Source organism: Bradyrhizobium sp. CCH5-F6 (genome assembly GCF_001556045.1).
Classification (GTDB): Bacteria; Pseudomonadota; Alphaproteobacteria; order Rhizobiales; family Xanthobacteraceae; genus Bradyrhizobium.
Genome location: NZ_LSIC01000190.1, coordinates 94724 through 119306 on the forward strand (window position 1 = coordinate 94724; position 24583 = coordinate 119306).

The window sequence follows — 24583 nt, forward strand, 5'->3', positions numbered from 1 at the left end:
GGGATGATGCGGGCAGGCAACAGGGCAGGCGATGTTTCTGTTGATCCGATATGAGCGGTGTTTCCTGCCGACGCGGAGTTATTTCAAGCCCAACCGGCGCTCGACCCAGCCCAGCACGAACAGCACGAGCAGCGTCACCGTGATGGCTGCTACGACAAGCAGCCAGGCTCCCAACGCGCAGGCGATGCCGAGGCCGGCCGCGATCCAAACGGTTGCCGCCGTGGTGAGGCCGTGAACCGTCTTCGCCTTGGCGTCGTGCAGGATGACGCCTGCGCCGATGAAGCCGACGCCGGTCAACACGCCGGCAACGACGCCCTGAATGACCCTCGAGATCGCATCCGGGTGGTCGCGCAGATTCTGGAACTCGATCACCGAGATCGAGACGAGCGCGGAGCCGAGCGCCACCAGCGACAGGGTCCGCATTCCCACCGGCTTGTCGTTCATGTCGCGATCGATGCCGATCAGCAGCCCGGTTCCGGCCGCGACCAGAAGCCTCAAGACATCATCCAGCTCGTTCATTGAAAGCCCGCGGGTTCGGAAACAGGATGACGCAGCATTGCGCCGGCGATGATTGCGAACTTGCTGCGAAAGGGCGGCTCAGGTCCAAGCGGCTGTTCGTCGCATGAGGCTGTTGCGGCGGGCCGTCCGAGAGGCGTCCTCGACAAGGACGCGGTAACTGCCGACGCACCGGGCGTCGTGTCTACCGCCTGAAGAACGATGACAGCGTCGATCCCGCCGATGGTGATGCGGCCTCCGGTTTTGCCGGCGCAGGCTGTGCCGCGGGAGCGGGCGCGGGCTCCTCGCGCTTCGAGCGTTTCGAGGAATAGCTGCGGCGGCGCTGCTTCTCGGGCTTGGCGTTCGGCGCCGTTTCCGCTTGCGGGGCTGCGTCCTGGTTCTTCTCCGAGCTCTTCTCCTGAACCCTGTCCTGAGTCTTCTCTTGCCCCTTTTCCTGCGCCTTCTCTTGTCCCTTTTCCCCGCGCATCGACAGGCGCTGGCCATCGAAGACGGTGGTCTCGCAGTGACGATCGTTCTCGGCGAGGGTCGCGCAGAATTTCGCGGCGGCGGCGGCGTTCACCAGGGGGCCGGCGCCCAAACGGAGCTGCATGCCGAGGCCGGTGGTGCCTTCCTTGACCATGATGATCGGCCGCAGCGCCGCGATCTCCGGATTGGATTTGGTCAGGCCGCGCCAGAGCGCGCGCAAGCCGTCGACCGAGTTGGCGCCGCCGAGATCGATCGCAAAGCGCGTCTGTTGAACCGCGATGGCAGCGGATTCATTCTCGGCTGCTTCCGCTGGCTTCGTTACCGCCGCGACGACCTCGCTCGGGGCGGGCGCCGGCTCGGCCTTCTTCTCGGCTGCTTCGGGTTGAATCAGTTTCGATGCGGCTGAATCCGGCGGCGCCATGATGGACCTGGACGGAACCAGCGGAATGGTCGGCAGGGCCGAATTCATTGCCGGCGTCTGCTGCACGAGCGAAGCGGCGGCGGCGGACTGCGGCGGCGGGCTCGACGACTCCTTCGGCGTGTCCTTCTGGGAATCCTTCGCGGCTTCGGTGCGCGGCTTCTCGTTCGTCGCGGCAGGTGTCGAGGCGACCGGCGCGACGCTGGGCGCCGCGGGCACGGGTGCAGCGTCCTGCGGCTTTGCGCCCTGTGCCGGCGCTGCAGCTTGCCGTGCGATGGCGCCGGTCACGGAATCGAGGCCTTGCTCCAGCACGGTGACGCGCGAATAGAGCCGGTCGCGGTCGCTGTTCAGCGTCTCGATGGCGGCGGCGAGGCGGCGGGCCTCGTTCTGGCTCTCCTTGGTCAGCATCTGGAGCCGGTCGGCCTGGCGCGCGAGATCGGTGGCGGCCATCTGGTCGCGGCGCCAGCCGAGCTGAGCCTGGTTGGCCATTACGGCAATGACGACGGCGCCCACGGCCGCCACGCTCCACGAGCCCAGCCGCCACATCATGCGTCGGTCGAACGCATTTTCCTCGGCCAACAGTCCGGAGAACAGCCCGCCGGTCTCCTTGGTGCCGAAGGCATCCGCCAGTGGGTCGGAATCCTTTGCCATGAACGTTAAATGCCCAGCCCCGTCAGGCTTCCCCGAATCAATCAGGGAACATTAACAGGAAAACCCCGTCGCACTTGAATTCCGGGCGTTTGCGGGGGTAGCAAGGCGATAGCTGAGAGGCTCGCCACCCGTTTGCGCCAATTGATTCGGCTCTATCTGTGAGGATTGCGATGACCGCCCGTTCCAGCCTCACGATCGTGCTCGCCGCCGGCGAAGGCACGCGCATGCGATCGAGCCTGCCGAAGGTGCTGCACCCCGTCGCGCATCAGAGCCTGCTCGCCCATGTGCTCGCCGCCGCACCCAAGGGAACCGGCACCGCGCTCGCCGTGGTGATCGGTCCCGATCACCACGCAGTGGCAGAGGAGGCGAAGCGCATTCGCCCCGACGCGCTCACCTTCGTGCAAAGCGAACGCCTCGGCACCGCGCATGCGGTGCTCGCGGCGCGCGAGGCGATCGCGGGCGGCGCGGATGATCTCCTGATCGCCTTCGGCGACACGCCGCTGGTCTCGGCCGACACCTTCGCACGGCTGCGCGAACCGCTCGCCAGGGGCGCCGCGATAGCCGCGCTCGGCTTTCGCGCTGCCGATCCGACCGGCTATGGCCGCTTCATCGTCGAGGGCGACCGCCTGGTCGCGATCCGCGAGCAGGCCGATGCCAGCGAACAAGAGCGCAGGATCGATCTGTGCAATGCCGGCGTGATGGCGATCGACGGCCGCCGCGCGCTCGACATCCTCGGGCAGATCGGCAATGCGAATTCCAAGGGCGAATATTATCTGACAGATGCCGTCGAAATCGTCCGCAAGCAGGGATGGGAGTCCGTGGTGATCGAGACCAGCGAGGACGAGGTGCGCGGCATCAACACCAAGGCGCAGCTCGCCGAGGCCGAAGGCGTCATGCAGGCGCGCTTGCGCAAGGCGGCGATGGAAGCCGGCGTCACGTTGATCGCGCCGGAGACCGTTTATCTCTCCGCCGACACCGTGTTCGGCAAGGACGTGACGATCGAGCCGTTCGTGGTGATCGGCCCCGGCGTGTCGATCGCGGACGGCACCGTGATCCATTCCTTCTCGCACATCGTGCAGACGACGCTCGGCAAGAACGTCTCGATCGGTCCCTATGCGCGGCTCAGACCCGGCACCTCGCTCGGCGACGGCGCGCGGATCGGCAATTTCGTGGAGACCAAGGCCGCGACGCTGGAGGCCGGCGTCAAGGTCAACCATCTCTCCTACATCGGCGACGCCACCATCGGCGCCAATTCCAACATCGGCGCAGGCACCATCACCTGCAACTACGACGGCTTCAAGAAGCACAAGACGATGATCGGGAAGGGTGCCTTCGTCGGCACCAACTCCTCGCTGGTCGCTCCCGTGACGATCGGCAACGGCGCCTATATCGGCTCCGGCTCGGTGATCACGAAGGATGTACCGGACGACGCGATGGCGCTGGAGCGCAGCCAGCAGACCATCCGGGAAGGTGGCGCGGCGCGCTACCGCGAGCTGAAGACCGGCGGCAAGAAGCCGGAGAAGTGAGCGGCGCTATTCGTCGTCGGCGAATTCGGAGAAGATCGCACGGGTCAGGCGCCAGCCGCGCGGCTTGGCCCGCTTCACCGGCTCGCCTTCGGCATGCTTGATGAAGAGGGGCTTGCTTTCCTTGCCGCGCTGGGGCGGCGGCCAGTGCGCAAGATGCGTGCCCGTGGTCTCGCTGGCGCGCAGATGCATCGACGACTGGCCTTTGCGGTCGGACGAGCCCTTCATGGCGTAACTCTCCTGTACCGGAATCGTTGGCCAAATCCGTTGACAAGAGGTTAATGTGAGCGGCTTGAAGTCGGCCAATTCGACGCAGGCGGAGCTCAGGTGGCTATCCGGCGCTGTCTCAATCAGCAATAATTATTGAGTATCTGGTTCCTTCAGAATTTCGCTAAAAACCGAGCGCGTCGTTTAGGCGATTTTTCGACGATTTGGGGGATAGTGATCCGCATGTGCGGAATTGTCGGCATTCTCGGGCGCGAGCCGGTTGCAGAGCAATTGGTGGATTCGCTCAAACGTCTCGAATATCGCGGCTATGATTCCGCGGGCGTCGCAACGCTCGAAGGGGCGCATCTCGAACGCCGCCGCGCCGAGGGCAAGCTCAAGAACCTGGAGAAGCGGCTGGAAGCCGAGCCTCTGAAGGGCACCACCGGGATCGGCCACACGCGCTGGGCCACCCACGGCAAGCCGACCGTCAACAATGCCCATCCGCACGCAACCGAGCGCGTCGCAGTCGTTCACAACGGCATCATCGAGAATTTCCGCGAGCTGCGCGAGGAGCTCGAGAAGAACGGCACGGTGTTCCACACCGAGACCGACACCGAGATCGTGCTGCATCTCGTCGACGATTTGCTCGCACGCGGCAACAAGCCGGTCGAAGCGGTCAAGCTGGCGCTGGCGCGGCTGCGCGGCGCCTTCGCGCTCGGTTTCATCTTCGCCGGCGACAACGACCTCATGATCGGGGCCCGCAACGGCCCGCCGCTTGCGATCGGCTATGGCGACGGCGAGATGTATCTCGGCTCCGACGCCATCGCGCTCGGCCCGTTCACCGACACGATCAGCTATCTCGAAGACGGTGACTGGGTCGTGCTGACCCGCAAGAGCGCGACGATCTTCGACAAGGACGGCTACACCGTCCAGCGCGACAAGATCAGGCACGCCGCCTCGACCTCGCTGGTCGACAAGGCCAATTACCGCCACTTCATGGCCAAGGAAATCCACGAGCAACCCGAGGTGGTCGGCCACACTCTGGCGCGCTACGTCGACATGGCGACCGAGCGCGTCGCCCTGCCGGTGGAGCTGCCGTTCGACTTCAGGAACATCCAGCGCATCAACATCACGGCGTGCGGCACCGCGAGCTATGCCGGCCTCGTCGCGAAGTACTGGTTCGAGCGCTTTGCGCGCGTGCCGGTCGAGGTCGATGTCGCCTCCGAATTCCGCTACCGCGAGGCGCCCTTGCGCAAGGGCGATCTCGCGATCTTCATCTCGCAGTCCGGCGAGACCGCCGACACGCTGGCGGCGCTGCGCTATGCCAAGGCCCAGGGCGTGCACACGGTCGCCGTCGTGAACGTGCCGACGTCCACGATCGCGCGCGAGAGCGAGACCGTGCTGCAAACGCTGGCGGGACCGGAGATCGGCGTCGCCTCGACCAAGGCTTTCACTTGCCAGCTCATGGTGCTGGCAAACCTCGCGATTGCGGCCGGCAAGGCCAGGGGCGAATTGTCCGACGAGGACGAGACCAAGCTCGTCCACGGCCTCGTCGAGGTTCCGCGCCTGATGGCGGACGCGCTCACCACGGAGCTGCAGATCGAGAAGCTCGCGCACCGGATCGCCAAGTCCAGCGATGTGCTCTATCTCGGCCGCGGTACCAGCTTTCCGCTCGCGCTCGAAGGCGCCCTGAAGCTGAAGGAGATCTCCTACATCCACGCCGAAGGCTATGCCGCGGGCGAGCTCAAGCACGGGCCGATCGCGCTGATCGACGAGACCATGCCGGTCGTCGTCATCGCGCCCCATGACCGGGTGTTCGAGAAGACCGTCTCCAACATGCAGGAGGTCGCCGCCCGCGGCGGCAACATCATCCTGATGACCGACGCCAAGGGCGCGGAAGAGGCGACCGTCGAGTCCCTCGTCACCATCGTTATGCCCGACATGGCGGCGGCCTTCACGCCGATGGTCTACGCAGTCCCCGTGCAGCTGCTCGCCTATCACACGGCCGTCGTGATGGGCACCGATGTCGATCAGCCGCGCAATCTCGCCAAATCGGTGACCGTGGAATAGGCAAAACGGATATTGGTCGGTCGCTTCGTGGTCTTCCAAAACCTGCTAGAAGACCCTAGCTTGTTGCTAGCGACCGACCTGGAACCCGAATGACCACCCGCGACGACGCGCCTGCGCCTCTTGATCCCGTCCCGGAACCGCATACCGGCCTGATGGGCCGCTTTCGTAATTATTTCCTGACCGGCCTCGTGGTGACCGGGCCGATCGCGATCACGCTGTATCTGGTCTGGTGGTTCGTCACCTGGGTCGACGGCGTGGTGCGGCCCTTCGTGCCGCTGGCCTACCGACCCGAAACCTATTTGCCCTACGTCATTCCCGGCTGGGGGCTGGTCGTCGCATTCTTCACGCTGACGCTGGTCGGCTTCCTGGCGGCCAATCTGATCGGCCGGACGCTGGTCGATGTCGGCGAGACCTTGCTGGGCCGGATCCCGGCGGTGCGCGCCATCTATCGCGGCCTCAAGCAGGTGTTCGAGACGCTGTTCTCGGGCAAGGGCTCGAGCTTCCGCAAAGTCGGCCTCGTCGAGTTTCCCTCGCCGGGCATGTGGTCGATCGTGCTGATCTCGCAATCGCCGAACGAGGACATCGCGCGCAGCCTGCCGGGCCAGGAGGAGCACGTCTCGGTGTTCCTCCCGTGCTCGCCGAACCCGACCACGGGATTCTTCTTCTATGTCCCGAAGAGCAAGATCATCGAGGTCGATCTCACGGCCGAGGACGCAGCCACGCTGATCATGTCGGCCGGCGTTGTGCAGCCGGGCTCGGCTCCCGATCCCAAGAAGGCGGCGGCACTTGCCGGCGTGGCCAACGCGGCGCGTATCGCCAATGCCTCCAAGCTCCAGCCCGAGCCTGCGAAGGCGGAGTAGGGCCATTCCCGCGCGGGATGGCCGCATTCACGCAAGCGTTTTCGTCATCTGCTAGTCTCCGATGGATCGAGCGCCTCGCTCGAACGATTTGGAGTGCACGATGTCCAAGACCATTGCGATCCTCGCTCCCGGTGCCATGGGCAGCGCGGTGGCCCGTCGGCTCAGCGAACATGGCGCGCGCGTGCTGACCTCCTTGAAGGGACGCAGCGAGGCGACGCTGAAGCGGGCCGCGGACGCAGGCATGGTCGGCGCCGAGGACGATGCGATCGCTGCGTCCGACATCATCCTCTCGATCGTGCCGCCCGGCGAAGCCGTCGCGCTGGCCGAGCGGCTGGCGGCCCTGCTCGTCAGGCGCGAGAAGAAGCCGATCGTGGTCGATTGCAACGCCGTCAATGTCGATACGGTGCAGAGAATCGAGGGGATCATCGGCTCGGCGCAGGCGCCCTTCGTCGACGCCGGCATCATAGGATTTCCGCCGCAGCCAGGCGGCAAGAGCCCGGCGTTCTACATGTCAGGCGAGCACGCCCAGGAGGTCGCCATGCTCAGGGATCTCGGCCTCGACGTGCGGATCGTCGCAGGCCCGGTCGGCGCGGCCTCGGCGCTGAAGATGTCCTATGCCGGGATCGTCAAGGGCCTCGCCGGCATCGGCTCGGCCATGGTGATCGCGGCAACGAAAGCAGGCGCGGCCGATGCGCTGCGCGACGAGCTTGCGCTGAGCCAGCCGGCTATTTTGGCGCGACTCGAAGTGGCGCTGCCCGACATGATCCCGAAGGCGTATCGCTGGGTCGCGGAGATGCGGGAGATTTCCGGATTCCTCGGCCCCGATCATCCGGCGAGTCAGATCTATGAGGGATTTGCGCGCTGGTTCGAGAATCTGGCGGAAGATGCGAGGGGCGAGGCGGCGGATGCGGAGCTGATGAAGGCGTTTGCCAAGAGCATCGTGCAGAAGAAGAAGGACTGATCGACGGCAGCTCACCCCCACGGTTGGGCTGAACGATAGAGGTCTCTCCATGCGTCATTGCGAGCGTAGCGAAGCAATCCAGAGTCCCCCCGAGGAAACATTCGGGATTGCTTCTCTGCGCTCGCAATGACGAGGAGGAGACGGCGCGTCTGAAGCCTCAGCCCGCCCCGATCAGCGGGATCGCCTCGTCGCGTTCGTACAGATACAGCAAGCACCGCAACGCCTCGCCGCGCTCGCCCTTGAGCTTCGGATCCTCCTTCAGGATCCGCAGCGCCTCGTCACGGGCCTGGGCGATGAGCTGGCCGTGAACCTCCGGGCGCGCGATGCGGTAGCCGGGCAGGCCGCTCTGGCGTACGCCGAGGACGTCGCCTTCGCCGCGCAGCTTGAGATCTTCCTCCGCGATGCGGAAGCCGTCGGTGGTTTCGCGGATCACCTTGAGCCGCGCCTTCGACATTTCGCCGAGCGGCTCGGAGTAGAGCAGGAGGCAGGTCGAGGCTTCCGAGCCACGCCCGATGCGGCCGCGGAGTTGATGTAGCTGCGCAAGGCCGAAGCGCTCGGCATTTTCGATCACCATGATGGTGGCGGCCGGCACGTCGACGCCGACCTCGACCACGGTGGTCGCGACCAACAGCCCGATCTCATGAGCCGCGAACCGGCCCATCACGCGGTCTTTCTCCGTGCCCTTCATCTGGCCGTGGACGAGGCCGACACGTTCGCCGAAGCGCTTTTGCAGGCTCTCGAAACGTTTGGTCGCGTTGGTGAGATGCTCGGTGCCCTCCGCCTCGGATTCCTCGACCAGCGGACAGATCCAGTAGACCAGCTTGCCCGACTCCAGCGCGCGGCCGACTCCTTCCATGACCTCGCTGATCCGGCTCATCGGTACCGCGCGGGTGTCGATCGGCTGGCGGCCGGCCGGCTTTTCACGCAGCTCGGAGATGTCCATGTCGCCGAAATAGGTCAACACCAGCGTGCGCGGGATCGGCGTCGCGCTCAGTACCAGCACGTCGACGGCTTCGCCCTTGGACGTCAGCGCGAGACGCTCGCGCACACCAAACCGGTGCTGCTCGTCGACGATGGCGAGGGCGAGATCCTTGAAGATCACATCGTCCTGGATCAGCGCATGGGTGCCGACGAGCAGGTCGATCTCGCCCTCGGCGAGCTGGGCGATGATTTCGCGCCGCTCCTTGCCCTTCTCCCGGCCGGTGAGGATCGCGACGCGCATGCCGGCGCGCTCGGCGAGCGGGGCGATGGTCTTGATGTGCTGGCGCGCCAGGATTTCGGTCGGGGCCATCAGCGCCGCCTGCTTGCCGACCTCGGCGACCGCGGCGGCCGCCAGCAGCGCCACCACTGTCTTGCCGGAGCCGACGTCGCCCTGGAGCAGGCGCAGCATGCGCACGGGCTGCTTGAGGTCGTCGGCAATTGCTGCTGCGGCGCTGTGTTGTGACGGTGTGAGCGCGTAGGGCAGGGCGTCGATGATCTTGTTGCGCAGGTGTCCGTCTCCGGCGTTGCGCACGCCGGCGGGACGGCGCAACTGCGCGCGGATCAGGGCGAGCGCGAGCTGGCCGGCGAGCAGCTCGTCGAAGGCGAGGCGCGACCAGAACGGCTGGTCAGGCAGTATGTCCGTGAGTTCGACCGGCTGGTGCACGCGCGTGAGTGCTTCCGCGATCGGTGGAAAATTGCAGCGTCGCATCACCTCGGGGCTGATCCATTCCGGCAGGCCGGGCAGTTTCTGCAGCGCCTGCGCGATCGCGCGGCGGAGCGAGCCGAGCGCGAGGCCCTCGGTCAGAGGATAGACCGGATCGATGCCCGACAGTTTCGAGATCGCTTCCTCGTCGAGCACGCGGTCAGGATGCACGATCTGCGGGATGCCGTCGTACATCTGGAGCGTGCCGGAGACGTAGCGCTTCTCGCCGACAGGCAGCAGCTTCTCGACATAGCCGGGCTTGGCGCGGAAGAACGTCAGCACGACGTCGCCGGTGTCGTCGCTGGCATAGACGAGGTACGGCGCGCGCGCGTTGCGCGGCGGGGGCGGGCGGTGGCGATCGACGGTGACCTCCAGCGTCACCATGGTTCCCTGGACCGCGTCGCGGATTTTTGGCCGGGCCCGGCGGTCGATGACCTGGCTCGGCAGATGCAGCAGCAGGTCGACCAGCCGCGGCGTCTCGTTGCGGCCGAGCAGGTACTGCAGCAGCTTGTCCTGCTTCGGACCGACGCCGGGCAGGCTGGTCACGGCAGCAAACAGCGGATTGAGCAGGCTGGGGCGCATGCGTGGAAACTAGAACCGTTTGCAGCCGTGATGGCCGGTTTTGTGCAAGACGTCCACGGCTTTATTCCGTCCTGACAATGATGGGGCCGGCCCGGATCGGCAAAAGGATGACGATCCGGACACGACCATGGCTTAGGCACATCGAAAGTCGGCGCCCTTGAACCTCTTGACGGGCCTGCCGCGCTCGAGCTGATCATGTGTTGCATGAGCCTCGCTTCGGGCCGCAATCGCCGCCAGCTCCCCTTGCAACCTGAGCAACGCCGCAAGCCGGTCCAGCGCCAAAGCCTTGTTGCGATGTTGCGAGCGTTCTTCCCGTGCGACGATCGAAAGGCCGCTTGGAACGTGAACGGCCCGCACCGCGCTTTCGGTCTTGTTCTGGTGCTGGCCGCCCGGACCACCGGCACGGAACGCTTCGTAGCGCACATCCTGAGCGCTGACGGCCTTCGGAGCGTCGGGCAGCGGTGCCAGCTCGAAGATGCCGATGAACCAGTTCTTTCTCTTGTGATGCGGCCTCACCGGGCTCTGCGCCGTCCATTGAATCACACCGATCCACGGACGAGCAAAGGCCGCCGCGGCATCGCCATGGACGACGACGATCGCCGATGCCGGACCATGCGCGTCCGGATTCGGTCCCTCCAGGTAGTCTGTGTCGAGGCCGAGCGCGGTCGCCTCGGCAACGAGGACAGCCGCCGCTTTCGCGACCGCGATCCGGCATTCCGCCGGACCGCGCCCGCTCGTGAGCAGAAGCCGGATCATCGACGATCCTCCTTCCAGCTCTTGTCTCGTTTGGCGCCGCCTGCCGCGGCGACCGTTTGCGCCTTCTTGAAGGTCAGCAGTGGTCGGAAGGTCGCCACCACACGCGCCAGCCCAAACTCCACGAGGTCGGCGATGACGCGCTCGATGCTCTTGTACGCATCTGGCGCTTCCTCCGCGAGCAGCCCGCGATCCCCACAGACGACGATGCCGCCGAAGGGATTGCGCTCCAGCCTTGCGATGTCGGACTTCTTGACCCGCACGCGACCGTGCATCGAGGCGCGATCGTACTTGCGGCCAGCTCCGTGCGCGAGCGATGCAAGTGCTTCGCTCGGCATGTCCCTCATCGGCTCGACCAGATAGGAGAGCGTTCCGCGCGATCCCGGCACCGGCACCAGCCCGCGATCGGCGGCGGCTGCACCCTTGCGATGCAACGCCACGACATCGCCGACTGTGCTACGACGACACTCGACTATGTTGTGTGCGAGGTCGTTGACGAGACGCAAGCTGGCGCGCGCTGCCACGCCTGTCCGCTCCGCGATGATCCGACGATTGAGCTTTGCCCATTGCACGGCGTGATCGTGTGCCGCCAGATAGGCATGTCCTTCATCGCTTTCGACGGCGAGACTGCCATGGCCCTCACGCAGGGCCTGCTCCAGGATCGAAAAGCCAAGACCTCGGGAGCCGGAATGGACCAGGACATAGGCAAGGTTCCGGTCGAGGCCGGCTTGCGCGGCCACATCCGGCGCGAGGATTTCGTCGATGGCCTGGATCTCGCAGAAGTGGTTGCCGCCGCCGATGCTGCCGAGCGCGGCATCAAAGGTGGTGGCGCCAAGCCCGGCGTCAGCCAAGGTGCTTTCCACGTCGCCGTCCCAGGGCCGGTCGAGCGCCTGCATGCGTTCGGCAAGGTGATCGAGGCGCAGCTTGCGCGGCGCGACGTCCAGCGCGAACAGGCCCATGCCGCAGCCGATGTCGGAGCCGACAAGCTGCGGATGAATCCGGTCTGCCAGAATGGCGCAGCCGACGGGACCATATTTCCCGGGATGGAGATCGGGCATGGCGGCGAGAGCTTGGACCCCGGGGAGCCCAGCGACGTGTTCCAGTTGAAGTGTTGCGTTGCCTTCGATCCATGATCTGGACGAGGCGAAGATGTGGACCGGCGCGCGGCCGTCCACTTTGGCAGGAGTGCCCATTGAAAAGCTTTCAGCAGATAGGGATCGTCGACACGCGCAAGGAATGCGCATGGTTTCCCTAACGGCGCGGCCAGCGCACGCGCAGTTTAGGCGATGCCCTCGACGGGGCGGCGAGACATGATCGTCATCGAGCCTTCTCCCTGATGATCGCGCCAAAGGGCGCCTGATCGGGGAGACACATAGCGGCGAAATCGAAAAGCCGCAAGTCAGGCGCGATGGGCGCGCGCTTCCGACGCAGATGGGATCGATCGGGCCGGCAGGCCACACCGGCATTTTTGCACGTCGCGGCACAGGGAAGGCTGCTGACATTTAGAGGCACAGGGCCTATATCAACCCCGCCCGGCACGTCCGGGCTTTCTGCGTTTGACTGGATTTGAGACATGACGGGAACGACACGATCGAGCGACGGGCTGGACGATCGCCGCAAGCGGCTTCTGTTCCGCTGCTGGCACCGCGGCACGCGCGAGATGGACCTGATCCTCGGCCGCTTTGCGGATGCCGAGATCGGCAATCTGTCCGACGCCGAGCTCGACGAGCTCGAGCGGCTGCTCGAGGTCAACGATCCCGATCTCTATGCCGCCATCAGCGGCGACAAGGCGCTGCCCGCCGATGTTACCGGCGCGCTGTTCGCCCGCATCAAGGCGTTTCCGATCGCGGACCGTGACGCATGAAGCAGGGGATGAAATCTCCAGCCGAGCTGCTCACGCCCGGCCGCGCGCTGACGCTCGCCAATGTCGCGGAAGGCGCCGAGGGCCTCGTCGTCTCCGATCTCGCCCGCGCCATCGCGGCGCGGCCGAAGAAGCCGGCCGTCAGCCTCGCCGTGGTCTGCCGCGACGGCGGGCGCATGCAGCAGCTCGAGCGGGCACTTCAGTTCTTCGCGCCGGATCTGCCGGTGCTGACCTTTCCGGCCTGGGACTGCCAGCCCTATGACCGAGTCTCGCCGCATGGCGGCATTCTCGCGCAGCGCCTGACCACTTTGGCGCGCCTGGCTTCGCTCACCGGCAGCGACAAGCCACTGATCGTGCTGACGACCGTGAACGCGGTCGTGCAGCGCGTGCCCGCGCGCGAGCTCGTGGCGGCGCAGGCGCTGTCGGTTGCACCCGGCAACGTCGTGCCGATGGACACCATCGTGGCCTGGCTGGAGCACAATGGCTACAACCGCTCCTCGACCGTGCGCGAGCCCGGCGAATACGCCGTGCGCGGCGGCATCCTGGACCTTTTCCCGGCCGGCCTCGACCAGCCGGTGCGCTTCGATTTCTTCGGTGACAGCCTGGAATCGATCCGCACTTTCGACGCCGAGACCCAGCGCACGCTGCTCGACATGCGCTCGCTCGACCTCGTGCCGGTCTCGGAATTTCAGCTCGTCACCGATACCATTCGCCGCTTCCGCATGGGCTATGTCGCCGAGTTCGGCGCGCCCGAGCGCGACGATGCGCTCTACGAGGCCGTCAGCGAAGGTCGCCGCCATCCCGGCATGGAGCACTGGCTGCCGCTGTTCCAGGACCGGATGGACACGCTGTTCGACTACCTGCAAGGGGCGGTCGTCGCGATCGAGCCGCAGGCCGAGGACGCCGTGCGCGAGCGCTTCAAGCAGATCCTCGACTATTACGAGGCCCGGCGCGAGGCGATGGAGCATCCCGGCGGCGGCGCCATCTACAAGCCGTTGCCGCCTGACCGGCTCTATCTGACCGAGGAGGAGTGGGGCAAACGCCTCGGCGATATTCCGCTGGCACGGCTGACGCCGTTCTCCGTGCCGACCGACGGCACTGGTGTCGTCGATGCGGGCGCGCGCAAGGGCCGCGACTTCGCCCCGGAGCGCAACGACACAAATGTCAACGTGTTCGAGGCCGTCGTCGCGCACGTGATGGCCTTGCAGGCCCAGCGCAAGAAGGTCGTGATCGCGCTGTGGACTGAAGGCTCGCGCGACCGCATGACGTCGATGCTGCGCGACCACAAGCTGGCTCACACCACCAGCGTCAACAGCTGGCGGACGGTGCAGGCGACCCCGCGCAACGAGACCATGCTCGCCGTGCTCGGCCTGGAGAGCGGTTTCGAGACCGACGAGATCGCGCTCATCAGCGAGCAGGACATCCTCGGCGATCGCCTGGTGCGGCCGCGCAAGGCGAGCCGCAAGCTCGACAATTTCATCTCGGAGGTGACGAGCCTCACCGCCGGCGACATCGTCGTGCACGTCGATCACGGCATCGGCCGCTTCATCGGCCTCCAGACCCTCGACGTCGCCGGCGCGCCGCATGACTGTCTCGAGCTGCATTATGCCGCCGAGACCAAGCTGTTCCTGCCGGTCGAGAATATCGAACTGTTGTCGCGCTACGGCTCCGACCAGACCGATGTCGAGCTGGACCGTCTCGGCGGTTCGGGCTGGCAGACCCGCAAGGCGAAGCTGAAGAACCGCATCCGCGAGATCGCGGGCGAGCTGATCAAGATCGCCGCCGAACGCATGCTGCACGAGGCGCCGAAACTTCCGGTGCAGCAGGGCCTCTATGACGAGTTCTGCGCGCGCTTCCCCTATGACGAGACCGAGGACCAGCTCGGCGCGATCGAATCCACGCTGAAGGATCTCGAAAAGGGCCGGCCGATGGACCGGCTGATCTGCGGCGACGTCGGCTTCGGCAAGACCGAGGTGGCGCTGCGCGCCGCCTTCGCGGTTGCGCTCGACGGCAAGCAGGTTGCGGTCGTGGTGCCGACCACGCTGCTCGCGCGCCAGCACCACCGGACCTTCAGCGAGCGGTTCAAGGGCTTCCCTGTCAACGTCGCACAAGCCTCGCGCCTGATCCCCACCAAGCAGCTCAACGAGGTCAAGAAAGGGCTCGCTGACGGCTCCGTGGACATCGTCGTCGGCACCCATGCGCTGCTCGGCAAGGCGATCAAATTCCGCGACCTTGGCCTCCTCATCGTCGACGAGGAGCAGCATTTCGGCGTCAGCCACAAGGAGCGGCTGAAGGCGCTGCGCGCCGAGGTTCACGTGCTGACCTTGTCGGCAACGCCGATCCCGCGCACGCTGCAACTGGCGCTGACCGGCGTACGCGAGCTCTCGATCATCGCCTCGCCCCCGGTGGACCGGCTCGCGGTGCGCACCTTCGTCGCTCCGCATGATCCCTTGATGATCCGCGAGGCGCTGCTGCGCGAGCGCTATCGCGGCGGCCAGGCCTTCTACGTGGTGCCGCGCATCGACTATCTCGCCGAGGTCAAGGACTTCCTCGACAAGAACGTGCCGGAGATGAAGGTCGCGGTCGCGCACGGCCAGATGCCGCCCGCCGCGATCGAGGACATCATGACCGCATTCTACGACGGCAAGTTCGACATCCTGCTGTCGACCACGATCGTGGAATCCGGCCTCGACATCCCCAACGCCAACACGCTGATCGTGCACCGCGCCGACATGTTCGGCCTCGCCCAGCTCTATCAGCTGCGCGGCCGCGTCGGCCGCTCCAAGCTGCGGGCCTATGCGCTGTTCACGCTGCCGGCGCAGCAGAAGATCACGACGCAGGCCGAACGCCGGCTCACCGTGCTGCAATCGCTGGAGACGCTGGGCGCCGGCTTCCAGCTCGCCTCGCACGACCTCGACATCCGCGGCGCCGGCAATCTGCTCGGCGAGGAGCAGTCCGGCCACATCAAGGAGGTCGGCTTCGAGCTCTATCAATCGATGCTGGAGGAGGCGATCGTCAACCTCAAGGCCGGCGTCTCCGAGCCCGCCGCCGACCGCTGGTCGCCGTCGATCACCATCGGCATGCCCGTGCTCATTCCGGAGGACTATGTCAGCGATCTCTCGGTGCGGCTGTCGCTGTACCGGCGCCTCGCCGATCTCGACACCGAGGAGGAGATCGAGAATTTCGGCGCCGAGATGCGCGACCGCTTCGGCGTGCTGCCCGACGAGGTGCGCTACCTGTTCAAGGTCGCCGCGATCAAGGCGTTCTGCCGCAGGGCGAACGTCGAGAAGATCGACGCCGGTCCGAAGGGCGCCGTCATCGTCTTCCGCGACAATTCCTTCGCCTATCCGGATCGCCTCGTGACCTTCATCCGCAGCTACGGCCAGGCCGCCAAGGTGCGGCCCGACATGAAGGTGGTGTTCCTGCAGGACTGGGAGACCCCGGAAGAGCGGCTTGCCGGAACGACCGAGATCATGCGGCAGCTGGCGCAGCTCGCGGAGAGCAAGAAGGCGGCGTAGGAAAGAAGCAAGATCTCGTGGGGTGGGCAAAGCGAGGCGTGCCCGCCGCTTTCGTCATCGTGGAAGGATGGTGGGCACGGCGCAGAAGCGCCTTAGGTCACCCAACGAGAAAACTACGACGCCGCCCGTGACGCATCCGCCGACAGCCGGGCCAGCAATGACCTTGCCGTATCCGATGGCGACAGCGAGTCCACGCTGACGACGGGATCGCTGCGCATCTCGTGCTTGCCATTCGAGGTGTGCCGCATCACCGCCGACAAGCGCCGCGCGATCATGTGCGCTGTGCGGAAGTCGGTCTCCGCGAACACGACGATGACTGAGCCGTCTTTCTGCGCGACGCCGAAATCCATCTGCCGCATCAGACGGCTCAGGATGCGCGCGGCGTCGAGCTGGGCGCGGGAATTGCCGGGATCGAAGGCGAAGCGCGCGACCGAGAGGCCGCCGCCGCGGGCCAGCGCCTGCTCGACTGCCTTGGCGAAGTCGCGGGCGAAGGCTTCCACCGTGAGCAGGCCGCTGCGCGGATCGAGCCAGCCGCCGGCATCGATCGAACGCAGCGTGCGGCTCAGCTGCGCTTCCATCGCGTGCTGGCGGATCAGCGGGAGCGCACTGGCGGCGACCTTGGCAGGCTCGCCCGGAATGAGCTCGAGATTGGGCAGGTCGTAACTCTGGGTGAGCTGATGCGCGGTGACGACGACAGGCAGGCTGCGGAAGCGGGTGTCCTCGGCGAGCACCGTCAGGAAGGCATCGGTGACGCGCGCGGTGAATCCTTCCGCGAGCACGACGCCGTCGAGATCGCGGGTGTTCAGATGCTTCGCTGCGGCTTCGATCGAGAGCGCGCCGATGACGCCGACGCGTTCGCCGAGCGCCACCGAGAGTGCGGGATAGGCCGCGCCCCGGCCGATCAGGAGCACGGTGGCATCGCGGGCGGGATCGGCCTCCGGCAGCGCGACCTTCGCCTCCGGCAGCCGGCGCAGAACCGTTGCATGCAGTGTGCGCACGCGCAGCGCGGCGCGCAGCCGTGCGATCAGGCGGTCGGGATGGCCGCCGCGCGAGGAGAAGGGCAGGGCGTTGTGAGGCAGCGCGCCCGTTGCATCCAGGGCCACGAAGGGAAGGTAAGGCGATTGGCCGACGATCTTCTTCGCCAGGACCGCCATTTGCGGCTCGTGCCCGGCGGACACCGCAGCGAGAACCGCGGCGGGCTGCACCTCTTCGACCGCGCGCACCGCGCTGGCCCAATCGGTGTCGATGACGGGAAAAAGCCGGCCTTCGTCCAGCGCCGCAACGAAGGCGGGGCGCTCGGCGTCGGACACAAACAGGATCGGGCCCGCTTGGGACATCGAGAAACTCTGATCACGCGACAGATGCCGCGCAATCTAGTTTGGCCGCCTTAATGCGGCGTCAACGGAACGGGTGAAACCGGCCCTAGATCGGCCCTGAGCGGTCGCGAAAAGCCTCGACCATCAGGGGGTTAAGCCCGAGCTCGCTGAGTGCCTCGCGGGCGCGGGCATTGTCCTGGGCCCTTCCTGCCAGGCGGTGGCCGGAGAGGCGGTCGGGCAGTGCGGTGAGCAGGGCGCCCTGGCCGAGCCGGCGGGCCCATTCCTGCAGGTCGTTGGAAAGGAAGCGATAGCCGCCGACGGCCATGATGCCGGAGGGCGGCGCCGTGATGCAGATCGCGCCGCTCGGACGATCGAGCCGCGCCGCATAGCCGGTGTCGACATAGTCGCGCGGCGGCTGCGCCGTCAGCGTCTCGCCGACCGGCTGCGGTGGAGCGTAGGCTGCGATCGGCACCATCGGTCCGCGCAGGCCGAGCGTGCCCTTGGGCGTCAGCAGGATTTCGCCGGCAATGGAGGAGCCCGACTGCTCGCGCGGCGCGCCGTGAGGCCCGGGCATGACCGGCACCGGCATGCCGTCCTCGCCGCGGCGGGCGCCGAACAATCCGGCCTCGCCGAACAGATAGACGTCGGTCAGCGGCGCGTGCGGCGCGATCCAGGCATCGCTTGCCGTCACCTGCTCGGGCGCGCGCCACAGGCCGATGACGTTGCGCAAGGTGGGCATCCGCGCCGCGAGGTCGGAATCGCCGAGCCGCAGCGCGAGCTGCGCCGGCGCGATCAGCACCTCGCATTCGTGCGCGTTGATCTGCTGCTCCAGCACCTCGTTCTCGAAGGGATGATGCAGCGCCAGCGTGCCGCCCGAGAGCAGCCACACCGCCAGCGAAGAGGCGAGGCCAGCGAACGACATCGGCGTGAACGCCGCCATCACGGTCGCGCCCTGCTTGATGTCGGCCTCCAGCGACATCGCGAGGCCGCCGGCGATCAGGCTGAAATGCGGTCGCGGCACCGGACGGAAGCCTTCCGCCGTGACGTCGAACGAGATCATCGCCGCCTTGCGGCCGTCCTGGATCACGGCGCGTGTGGTGCCGGGCGGGCGGGCGAGCACGTCGTCGAGCGAGGCCATGCCTTCCGGCAGGTCGGTGCCGAAGCCGCAGACGTGACGAATTGAGAAAGCCTCGGCGGCCGCATGCATCGCGAGGTCGGCATAGTTGACGCCGTCGACCGAGCTCACGGTGACAATGGCGCGCGCGGCGGTGCGGTTGAGGGCGGCGGTCAGTTCCGCGTGTCGCCAGAGCAGCGGCAGCACCGCGACCACGAGGCCGGCGAGCACCGTGAGCACGAACTCGACGGTGTTCGGCAGCTGGATCGCGATGACCGAATTGGCCGGCAGGCCCGATTCGACGAAATGCGCCGACAGCGCTTCGATGGCCGTATCGGCCTCGGCATAGCTCATGCGCCGCGGCTGGTGCCCGGTCACACGCGCCTTGTTGAGGGGATCGAGCAGGGCGACCGCGTGCGGCTGCCGTATCAGCGTGCGCTGAAACAGCGTGTCGAGCGTCGGCGATATGGCTGGCTGGTTCACGGCGTCACTTTGCTTGATGAGCTTGCGGCTGCCCCTTCGACCACCAGGTTTCCGGCAAGTAGCCGGACAGCGATGTGGCCTTGGGCCGTTCTATCCGATTCCAGCGCGCGATCCATTGCACGGATACGTTAAACAGGGGGATTGTGTAGAACCCGGCGATCAAGGCGCGGTCGAGCGCCCGCACCGCCGGGACGAAATCCGTATGTTCACGGGCCTCGAGCAGGGCGGCGATCATGGCGTCGACCGCCGGATCCCTGACGCCCATGTAGTTGCGGGTCCCCGGATTGTCCGCAGCGGCGCTGCCCCAATAGAAATACTGCTCGTTGCCGGGCGAGAGCGACTGGTCCCAGCGGTTCTGGATCATGTCGAACTCGTAAGCGAGCCGGCGCTGGTCGAACTGCACGGGATCGACCGAGCGCACCGTCGGCTCGATGCCGGCGCGCCGGAGGTCGCGCTGGAACGCGAGCGCAATACGCTCCTGGTCGCGGGTCGTGACCATGATCTCGAAGGTGAAGGGTGCCCTGGTCGCACGGTTGCGCAGCACGGTGCCGTCGAGATCGTAGCCGGCTTCGGACAACAGCTTCAGCGCGGCGCGCAGCGTGTTGCGGTCGCGGCCCGAACCGTCGGTGACCGGCAGGCGATAGCTGCCGTCCAGGATGTCGGGCGGGATCTGTGCGGCGAACGGTTTCAGCAACTCTCGCTCGCGCGGGTCCGCAGGGCGGCCATAGGCCGACAGCGCCGAGCCGGCGAAGTAGCCGGCCACGCGCGTGTAGAGCCCGAAGAAGTAGTTGCGGTTGACCAGCTCGAAATCGAACAGCAGCGTCAGGGCCTGACGCACGCGGATGTCGGCGAAGATCGGACGGCGGGTGTTGAACACCAGGAATTCCGAAGGCTGCGGTACGCCGGGCTTGAAGGTGTCGCGGATCACTTCGCCGCTTCTTGCCGCTGGAAAATCGTAGCCCTCGTGCCAGCGAAGCGGCTCGTGCTCGATGCGGAAATCGTAGAGGCCGCGCTTGAAGGCCTCGAACTGGCCGTTGGCCTCGCGAAAATAATCGAGCCTGATCTCGTCGAAATTATAGAGCCCGCGATTGATGGAGAGTTCGCGACCCCAATAATCGGGATTGCGGGTGAGCATCACGCTGGCGCCCGGCTTCACCGCCGTGATCCGATAGGGGCCCGAGCCGATCGGCGCCGTCAGCGTCGTCTCCTCGAAGGTCGCCACGTCGACCGCGTGCTTCGGCAGGATCGGCATCAGGCCGAGAATCAGCGGCAGCTCGCGATCATTGGCGCCTGCGAGGTCGAAGCGGACGGTGAGGGGATCGGTCGCCTCCGCCCTGGCAACTTTGGCATAGTACTGCCGGTGGTTCGGGCGCCCGTGGTCGCGCAGCAATTGCCAAGAGAACAGCACGTCCTCGGCCAGCACCGGCTTGCCGTCGGAGAAGCGGGCGCGGGGATCGAGGCGGAAGGTGACGAAGGTGCGGCCCTCGTCGGTTTCGACGGTCCTGGCGAGCAGCCCGTAGAGCGTGAACGGCTCATCCTGGCCGCGCGCCAGCAAGCTCTCGACCACGTAGTTGCGCACCGGCTGAACCGCCAATCCCTTCACGATGAACGGATTGAGGCTGTCGAAGGTCCCGAGAATGCCCCAGGTGAGGCGCCCGCCTTTGGGGGCATCGGGGTTGGCGTAGGGCATGTGGGTGAAATCGGCAGCCATCGCGGGCTTGCCGTGCATGGCGATGGCATGGGCTTCCTCGGCCCGGACGGCGCCTGCCGGAAGCCCGACGGCCACAGCAGCGGCGAGGAGACAGAGGCGGACGCCGGAGCCGTCGAGAAAGCGCAGGAACATGAACATCGGCACACGGTGATTCGAGGACCGGCGGGCCTGAATCCTATCACAGGGAATTTGATGGAGCGTTGGCACGATGCCGGCCAAACACGCTTGTTGGCATTGATCTTTTCGTCGGCCACGTTAAGAAGGCGGTCGATCGCGCAAGAGCGTCGAGCCCGTCACTTATCCGCCTCAATTGACGGGGAGAGAGCCGCGCCCAAGGCGGCCAGGTTCGGCGCTTCGGAGCGGTTCGGGCACTTCCCGTTCAGAAAGGGTTTTCCGCAATGAATTTCCGTTACTTGGCCGCGTCCGTCCGGCCGCGCGGGCGACTTCTCGCCTTGTTGACGGCGACGGCGTTGGCCGTGCCGTTTGCCGCTGAGGCCCAAGCTCCCGCACCGGCTCCCGGCGCCCCCGCGCCCAAGGCGACTCCGGCCCCGAAAGCTGCTCCGAAGGCCGCCCCCAAGGCTCCGGCGCCCGCAGCGTCTCCGCAGGCTCCCGCCCCGGGCGCACCCGCGCAGCAAGGCGCGGCGGCCCAGCCCGCCGACCAGCAGATCCAGCTGATCTACGCCCCCTGGACCAAGTTCTGCCTGAAGGGCCAGGACGCCAACGCCAAGCAGGTCTGCTTCACCGGCAAGGACGGCCGCATCGAGTCGGGCCAGCCGGTCATCGCCGCTGTGATCATCGAGCCTGAAGGCGAGCCGAAGAAGATCCTGCGCGTGACGCTGCCCCTCGGCATGCAGCTCGTGCACGGCACCCGCATCATCGTCGACAGCAACGCACCGCTGCAGCAGCCCTATGTGATCTGCTTCCAGAACGGCTGCATGTCGGATTACGAGGCGACGCCCGAGCTCATCAACAACATGAAGAAGGGTCAGAATCTCGTTGTCCAGGCGATCAACGCCAACGGCGCGCCGCTGACGCTGCCGCTGCCGCTCGCCGGCGAATTCCAGAAGGCCTATGACGGTCCGCCGACCGATCCGAAGGTGTTCGAGGAAACTCAGAAGAAGCTTCAGGAAGAGCTTCAGAAGAAGGCCGACGAGCAGCGCAAGAAGCTCGAACAGCAGGGCGGTGCCCCTGGTGCGGCTCCGACCGGTCAGAAGTAATCAGGCCAGATTCCGATATGAAAAAGGCGCTCGCTTCGAGCGCCTTTTTTGCTGGCCGCCAACCGGCGACGATCAGTTCAGTGACGAGTTGCGGGGGCGATAGCCGCCGGCCTTGTCCTTGATGAAGATCTCGGCGACCTGGGAATGCCGGACCGGCTCGCCGGAATCGTCCGGCAACAGGTTCTGTTCCGAGACATAGGCGACGTATTCCGACTCGGCGTTCTCCGCGAGCAGGTGGTAGAACGGCTGGTCCTTGTGGGGCCGTACCTCTTCGGGAATCGACAGCCACCACTCTTCGGTGTTGTTGAATTCCGGATCGATGTCGAAGATCACGCCCCGGAACGAGAAGATCCGGTGGCGCACGACCTGTCCGATCTGGAATTTGGCGGTCCGCGCTTTAATCATTCCCCGTCGATAGACCAGGATTGTGGCCGATGCTAGTGGCCTTAGCGGGAATTAACCTTCGCGCCCGGAGCGGATAGCCCGCAGGTCCTCAGAAAACGCTTCAATAATGATCGATATCCTCAATCTGGCTCTACCGTATTTCGGCTTGATCTTTGTCGGTTTCGCCTGCGGCAAGGTTAAGGCGCTGCCGGAATCGGGCCTCGCCTGGATGAACTTCTTCCTGCTTTACGTCTCGCTGCCGGCGCTGCTGTTCTCGATCATGTCGAAGACGCCGTTTGCCGAGCTGAACAACCCGCCGTTCCTTGTGGCGACCACGCTGTCGACGGTTGCGGCGTTCACGCTGGCGCTGGTGGTCGGCAAGCTGTTCGGCCGGCTGACGCTGCGGGAGGCTACGCTCGCGGGCCTCTCCGGCGGCTACGGCAATATCGGCTATATGGGGCCGGGCCTGGCGCTCGCGGTGCTCGGGCCGAAGGCGTCGGCGCCGACGGCGCTGATCTTCTGCTGCGACAGCATCTTCCTGTTCACGGTCGTGCCGCTCTTGATCGAGCTCTCCGACCGCGACCATCCCTCGCTCGTGCACGCCTTCGGCGTGGTGCTGAAGCAGATCGTGCTCAACCCGCTGATCATGTCTGCCTGCTTTGGCGCGGCCGTGGCGGCGCTGCACATCGAGTTGCCGGTCGCGCTCGACCGCACCATCACCTTCCTTCAGAACGCGGCCGCGCCGACCGCGCTGTTCGTCCTTGGCGTGACCGTCGCGCTCCGCCCGTTCGACCGCGTGCCCTGGGAGGTGCCCGGCGTGATCGCGGTCAAGCTGCTGATCCATCCGCTGATGGCATTCGCCCTGATGCTGGCGTTCGGCCCGTTCGCACAGCCCTGGGCCGCGACCGCGGTGCTGATGGCCTCGCTGCCGCCAGCGCTGAACGTGTTCGTGATCGCCCGGCAGAACGATGCCTGGATCGAATCCGCATCCGTCGCGGTGCTGCTCGGGACCTTTGCGTCGGTGGTCACGCTGACCACCGTGATGTGGGCGATCCAGAGCGGCCGGCTGGCGTTTCCCTGAGGGGGGCTTACCTGCGCCAGGTCGGCGTCAAGCCTTCGCGCATGGCAAAGCGGCGGAGCGGACCGATGGCGCCGAGCAGGTGCATGCCGACCGCGCGCACCGGCTGGAGCGGCAGGAAATCGTTGAGCAGGGATCGGTTGGCGATGTCGATCGCAAAGGTCCGGGTCAGTATGTCCGGACGCCGGGCCCGGTCGTAGCGCTGGAGCACGTCGGCTGCCCCGGGATCCTGTCCCGCTGCGAGGGCATCGCCGGCGAGCCGGGCGATGTCGGCGGCATCGCGCAGGCCGAGATTGAGGCCCTGCGCGCCGATCGGCGGAACCACGTGGGCCGCTTCGCCGACCAGCGCGATGCGGTCGCGGCCGAAGGATTTCGGACGTTCGATCGCGAGCGGGAACAGGTTGCGCCCGGCCTCGACCGTCATGCGTCCAAGGATCGAGTGCGATTGCCTCTCCACGGCGGCGGACAGATCCTCGTCGCTGAGGCCGCGCAGCCGCTCGGCTTCCGCGGGCGCTGCGACCCAGACGACGCTGCAGCGGTCGCCGGGCAGGGGCACGAACACGCACGGGCCATGCGGGGTGTGGAACTCGGTCGAGACGTTGCGATGCGGCCGTGCATGGCCGACGTTGAAGGTCAGTGCGGTCTGATGCAGCTCGCGCCGCGTCACCTCGATGCCGGCGGCCTCGCGGCACAGCGAGTGCCGGCCGTCGGCACCAACCACCAGGCGGGCCGAGAGAAACCGTCCGGACGCGGTGCGGATCGCGACGTCATCGGATTCGATCACGATGCTCTCGGCCTCGTCGTCGAGGCGGACAAGGTTTGGCAGCTCGGCCGCGCGCTCTTCCAGCGCCAGCATCAGCGAACGGTTGTCGATGTTGTAGCCGAACGCGTCGAGACCGATTTCGCGACAGGAGAAGCGGACCTCCGGGGCGCGGAACAGCCGGCCGGTGTCGTCGACGAGGCGCATGACCTCGAGCGCGGCGGCCTTGTCCTTGCAGCGCGGCCAGACGTCGAGGGATTCCAGGAGATCAACGGAGGCTCCCAACAGCGCGGTGGTGCGGTTGTCGGCATAGGGCACGCGCCGCGCCACCAGCGCGGTCCGTGCGCCCGCTTGCGCCAGTGCGACGGCTGCCGCGAGTCCAGCCGGTCCGCCGCCGATCACGGCCGTGTCATGCATTGTCGGTGCGTCTGTCATAGAACGACAATTGACA

General features: G+C 66.4%; 19 protein-coding genes. 8 read left to right on the forward strand and 11 right to left on the reverse strand.

Going from position 1 to position 24583, the window contains the following annotated elements; all coding sequences use genetic code 11:
- Positions 1 to 78: 78 nt before the first annotated feature.
- Complete coding sequence (locus AX729_RS32960; RefSeq protein WP_061028260.1) at positions 79 to 519, reverse strand: MgtC/SapB family protein; 441 nt, start codon at positions 517 to 519, stop codon at positions 79 to 81.
- A gap of 181 nt (positions 520 to 700) precedes the next feature.
- A complete protein-coding gene (locus tag AX729_RS32965) occupies positions 701 to 2050 on the reverse strand; it encodes a hypothetical protein (protein ID WP_061028261.1) in 1350 nt (449 codons plus the stop codon).
- Positions 2051 to 2220: 170 nt separating this feature from the next.
- Here AX729_RS32965 and glmU point away from each other — a divergent pair, with 170 nt between their 5' ends.
- Positions 2221 to 3576, forward strand: coding sequence for a bifunctional UDP-N-acetylglucosamine diphosphorylase/glucosamine-1-phosphate N-acetyltransferase GlmU (glmU, locus tag AX729_RS32970; protein WP_061028262.1), 1356 nt, complete (start codon positions 2221 to 2223; stop codon positions 3574 to 3576).
- A gap of 6 nt (positions 3577 to 3582) precedes the next feature.
- Here glmU and AX729_RS32975 read toward each other — a convergent pair whose 3' ends face one another.
- Entirely contained in the window at positions 3583 to 3801 is a 219-nt protein-coding gene (locus tag AX729_RS32975; protein WP_061028263.1) for a hypothetical protein, read from the reverse strand.
- Positions 3802 to 4023: 222 nt separating this feature from the next.
- On the opposite strand from AX729_RS32975, the gene glmS reads away from it, so the two are divergent.
- The 3 genes from glmS (at position 4024) to AX729_RS32990 (ending at position 7671) form a co-directional block, all read left to right on the forward strand.
- Positions 4024 to 5850 carry a glutamine--fructose-6-phosphate transaminase (isomerizing) gene (glmS, locus tag AX729_RS32980; protein WP_061028264.1) on the forward strand — a complete coding sequence of 609 codons (1827 nt, stop codon included), beginning with the start codon at positions 4024 to 4026 and terminating at the stop codon, positions 5848 to 5850.
- Positions 5851 to 5939: 89 nt separating this feature from the next.
- Positions 5940 to 6710 (forward strand): DUF502 domain-containing protein, encoded by a 771-nt coding sequence (locus tag AX729_RS32985; protein ID WP_061028265.1) that lies wholly within the window; start codon positions 5940 to 5942, stop codon positions 6708 to 6710.
- A gap of 100 nt (positions 6711 to 6810) precedes the next feature.
- Entirely contained in the window at positions 6811 to 7671 is an 861-nt protein-coding gene (locus AX729_RS32990; protein ID WP_061028266.1) for an NAD(P)-dependent oxidoreductase, read from the forward strand.
- A gap of 157 nt (positions 7672 to 7828) precedes the next feature.
- Here AX729_RS32990 and recG read toward each other — a convergent pair whose 3' ends face one another.
- From recG to AX729_RS33005, 3 genes are all read right to left on the reverse strand, one after another.
- A complete protein-coding gene (gene recG / locus AX729_RS32995) occupies positions 7829 to 9937 on the reverse strand; it encodes an ATP-dependent DNA helicase RecG (protein ID WP_061028267.1) in 2109 nt (702 codons plus the stop codon).
- Positions 9938 to 10069: 132 nt separating this feature from the next.
- Complete coding sequence (gene prfH, locus AX729_RS33000; RefSeq protein ID WP_061028268.1) at positions 10070 to 10693, reverse strand: peptide chain release factor H; 624 nt, start codon at positions 10691 to 10693, stop codon at positions 10070 to 10072.
- On the reverse strand, positions 10690 to 11934 hold the full coding sequence (locus AX729_RS33005) for an RNA ligase RtcB family protein (RefSeq protein WP_349643775.1): 1245 nt from the start codon (positions 11932 to 11934) through the stop codon (positions 10690 to 10692). Before AX729_RS33005 ends, prfH begins: the two co-directional genes overlap by 4 nt.
- A gap of 329 nt (positions 11935 to 12263) precedes the next feature.
- On the opposite strand from AX729_RS33005, the gene AX729_RS33010 reads away from it, so the two are divergent.
- Both AX729_RS33010 and mfd read left to right on the forward strand, forming a co-directional pair.
- On the forward strand, positions 12264 to 12554 hold the full coding sequence (locus AX729_RS33010) for an FAD assembly factor SdhE (RefSeq protein WP_061028270.1): 291 nt from the start codon (positions 12264 to 12266) through the stop codon (positions 12552 to 12554).
- On the forward strand, positions 12551 to 16069 hold the full coding sequence (gene mfd / locus AX729_RS33015) for a transcription-repair coupling factor (RefSeq protein ID WP_061028271.1): 3519 nt from the start codon (positions 12551 to 12553) through the stop codon (positions 16067 to 16069). The genes AX729_RS33010 and mfd overlap by 4 nt, the downstream gene beginning before the upstream one ends.
- A 113-nt stretch (positions 16070 to 16182) precedes the next feature.
- Here mfd and AX729_RS33020 read toward each other — a convergent pair whose 3' ends face one another.
- From AX729_RS33020 to AX729_RS33030, 3 genes are all read right to left on the reverse strand, one after another.
- Positions 16183 to 17406: a hypothetical protein gene (locus tag AX729_RS33020; protein WP_061028272.1), complete on the reverse strand. Its 1224-nt coding sequence runs from the start codon at positions 17404 to 17406 to the stop codon at positions 16183 to 16185.
- An 85-nt stretch (positions 17407 to 17491) separates the two neighbouring features.
- On the reverse strand, positions 17492 to 18982 hold the full coding sequence (locus AX729_RS33025; protein WP_061028273.1) for a class I adenylate-forming enzyme family protein: 1491 nt from the start codon (positions 18980 to 18982) through the stop codon (positions 17492 to 17494).
- A gap of 4 nt (positions 18983 to 18986) precedes the next feature.
- Entirely contained in the window at positions 18987 to 20831 is a 1845-nt protein-coding gene (locus tag AX729_RS33030; protein ID WP_061028274.1) for an extracellular solute-binding protein, read from the reverse strand.
- 260 nt (positions 20832 to 21091) lie between these two features.
- Between AX729_RS33030 and AX729_RS33035 the strand changes: the two genes are divergently transcribed.
- Positions 21092 to 21910: an invasion associated locus B family protein gene (locus tag AX729_RS33035; RefSeq protein ID WP_061028275.1), complete on the forward strand. Its 819-nt coding sequence runs from the start codon at positions 21092 to 21094 to the stop codon at positions 21908 to 21910.
- Between the two features lie 72 nt (positions 21911 to 21982).
- Here the strand turns inward: AX729_RS33035 and hspQ are convergent, their stop codons facing one another.
- Positions 21983 to 22315, reverse strand: a complete 333-nt coding sequence (hspQ, locus tag AX729_RS33040; RefSeq protein WP_061028276.1) for a heat shock protein HspQ — start codon at positions 22313 to 22315, stop codon at positions 21983 to 21985.
- Positions 22316 to 22421: 106 nt separating this feature from the next.
- Between hspQ and AX729_RS33045 the strand changes: the two genes are divergently transcribed.
- A complete protein-coding gene (locus tag AX729_RS33045) occupies positions 22422 to 23375 on the forward strand; it encodes an AEC family transporter (RefSeq protein ID WP_061028277.1) in 954 nt (317 codons plus the stop codon).
- A gap of 7 nt (positions 23376 to 23382) precedes the next feature.
- On the opposite strand, the gene AX729_RS33050 is transcribed toward AX729_RS33045, so the two are convergent.
- Positions 23383 to 24567, reverse strand: a complete 1185-nt coding sequence (locus AX729_RS33050) for a UbiH/UbiF family hydroxylase (protein WP_061028278.1) — start codon at positions 24565 to 24567, stop codon at positions 23383 to 23385.
- Positions 24568 to 24583 lie beyond the last annotated feature (16 nt).

Coding starts and splice junctions, on each gene's coding strand:
- AX729_RS33020 (WP_061028272.1), bottom strand. CDS start 17,406: ATGTCCCAAGCGGGCCCGATCCTGTTTGTGTCCGACGCCGAGCGCCCC.
- glmS (WP_061028264.1), top strand. CDS start 4,024: ATGTGCGGAATTGTCGGCATTCTCGGGCGCGAGCCGGTTGCAGAGCAA.
- AX729_RS32965 (WP_061028261.1), bottom strand. CDS start 2,050: ATGGCAAAGGATTCCGACCCACTGGCGGATGCCTTCGGCACCAAGGAG.
- recG (WP_061028267.1), bottom strand. CDS start 9,937: ATGCGCCCCAGCCTGCTCAATCCGCTGTTTGCTGCCGTGACCAGCCTG.
- prfH (WP_061028268.1), bottom strand. CDS start 10,693: ATGATCCGGCTTCTGCTCACGAGCGGGCGCGGTCCGGCGGAATGCCGG.
- AX729_RS32990 (WP_061028266.1), top strand. CDS start 6,811: ATGTCCAAGACCATTGCGATCCTCGCTCCCGGTGCCATGGGCAGCGCG.
- AX729_RS33030 (WP_061028274.1), bottom strand. CDS start 20,831: ATGTTCATGTTCCTGCGCTTTCTCGACGGCTCCGGCGTCCGCCTCTGT.
- AX729_RS32975 (WP_061028263.1), bottom strand. CDS start 3,801: ATGAAGGGCTCGTCCGACCGCAAAGGCCAGTCGTCGATGCATCTGCGC.
- mfd (WP_061028271.1), top strand. CDS start 12,551: ATGAAGCAGGGGATGAAATCTCCAGCCGAGCTGCTCACGCCCGGCCGC.
- AX729_RS33005 (WP_349643775.1), bottom strand. CDS start 11,934: ATGCGCATTCCTTGCGCGTGTCGACGATCCCTATCTGCTGAAAGCTTT.
- hspQ (WP_061028276.1), bottom strand. CDS start 22,315: ATGATTAAAGCGCGGACCGCCAAATTCCAGATCGGACAGGTCGTGCGC.
- glmU (WP_061028262.1), top strand. CDS start 2,221: ATGACCGCCCGTTCCAGCCTCACGATCGTGCTCGCCGCCGGCGAAGGC.
- AX729_RS33050 (WP_061028278.1), bottom strand. CDS start 24,567: ATGACAGACGCACCGACAATGCATGACACGGCCGTGATCGGCGGCGGA.
- AX729_RS32960 (WP_061028260.1), bottom strand. CDS start 519: ATGAACGAGCTGGATGATGTCTTGAGGCTTCTGGTCGCGGCCGGAACC.
- AX729_RS32985 (WP_061028265.1), top strand. CDS start 5,940: ATGACCACCCGCGACGACGCGCCTGCGCCTCTTGATCCCGTCCCGGAA.
- AX729_RS33035 (WP_061028275.1), top strand. CDS start 21,092: ATGAATTTCCGTTACTTGGCCGCGTCCGTCCGGCCGCGCGGGCGACTT.
- AX729_RS33045 (WP_061028277.1), top strand. CDS start 22,422: ATGATCGATATCCTCAATCTGGCTCTACCGTATTTCGGCTTGATCTTT.
- AX729_RS33010 (WP_061028270.1), top strand. CDS start 12,264: ATGACGGGAACGACACGATCGAGCGACGGGCTGGACGATCGCCGCAAG.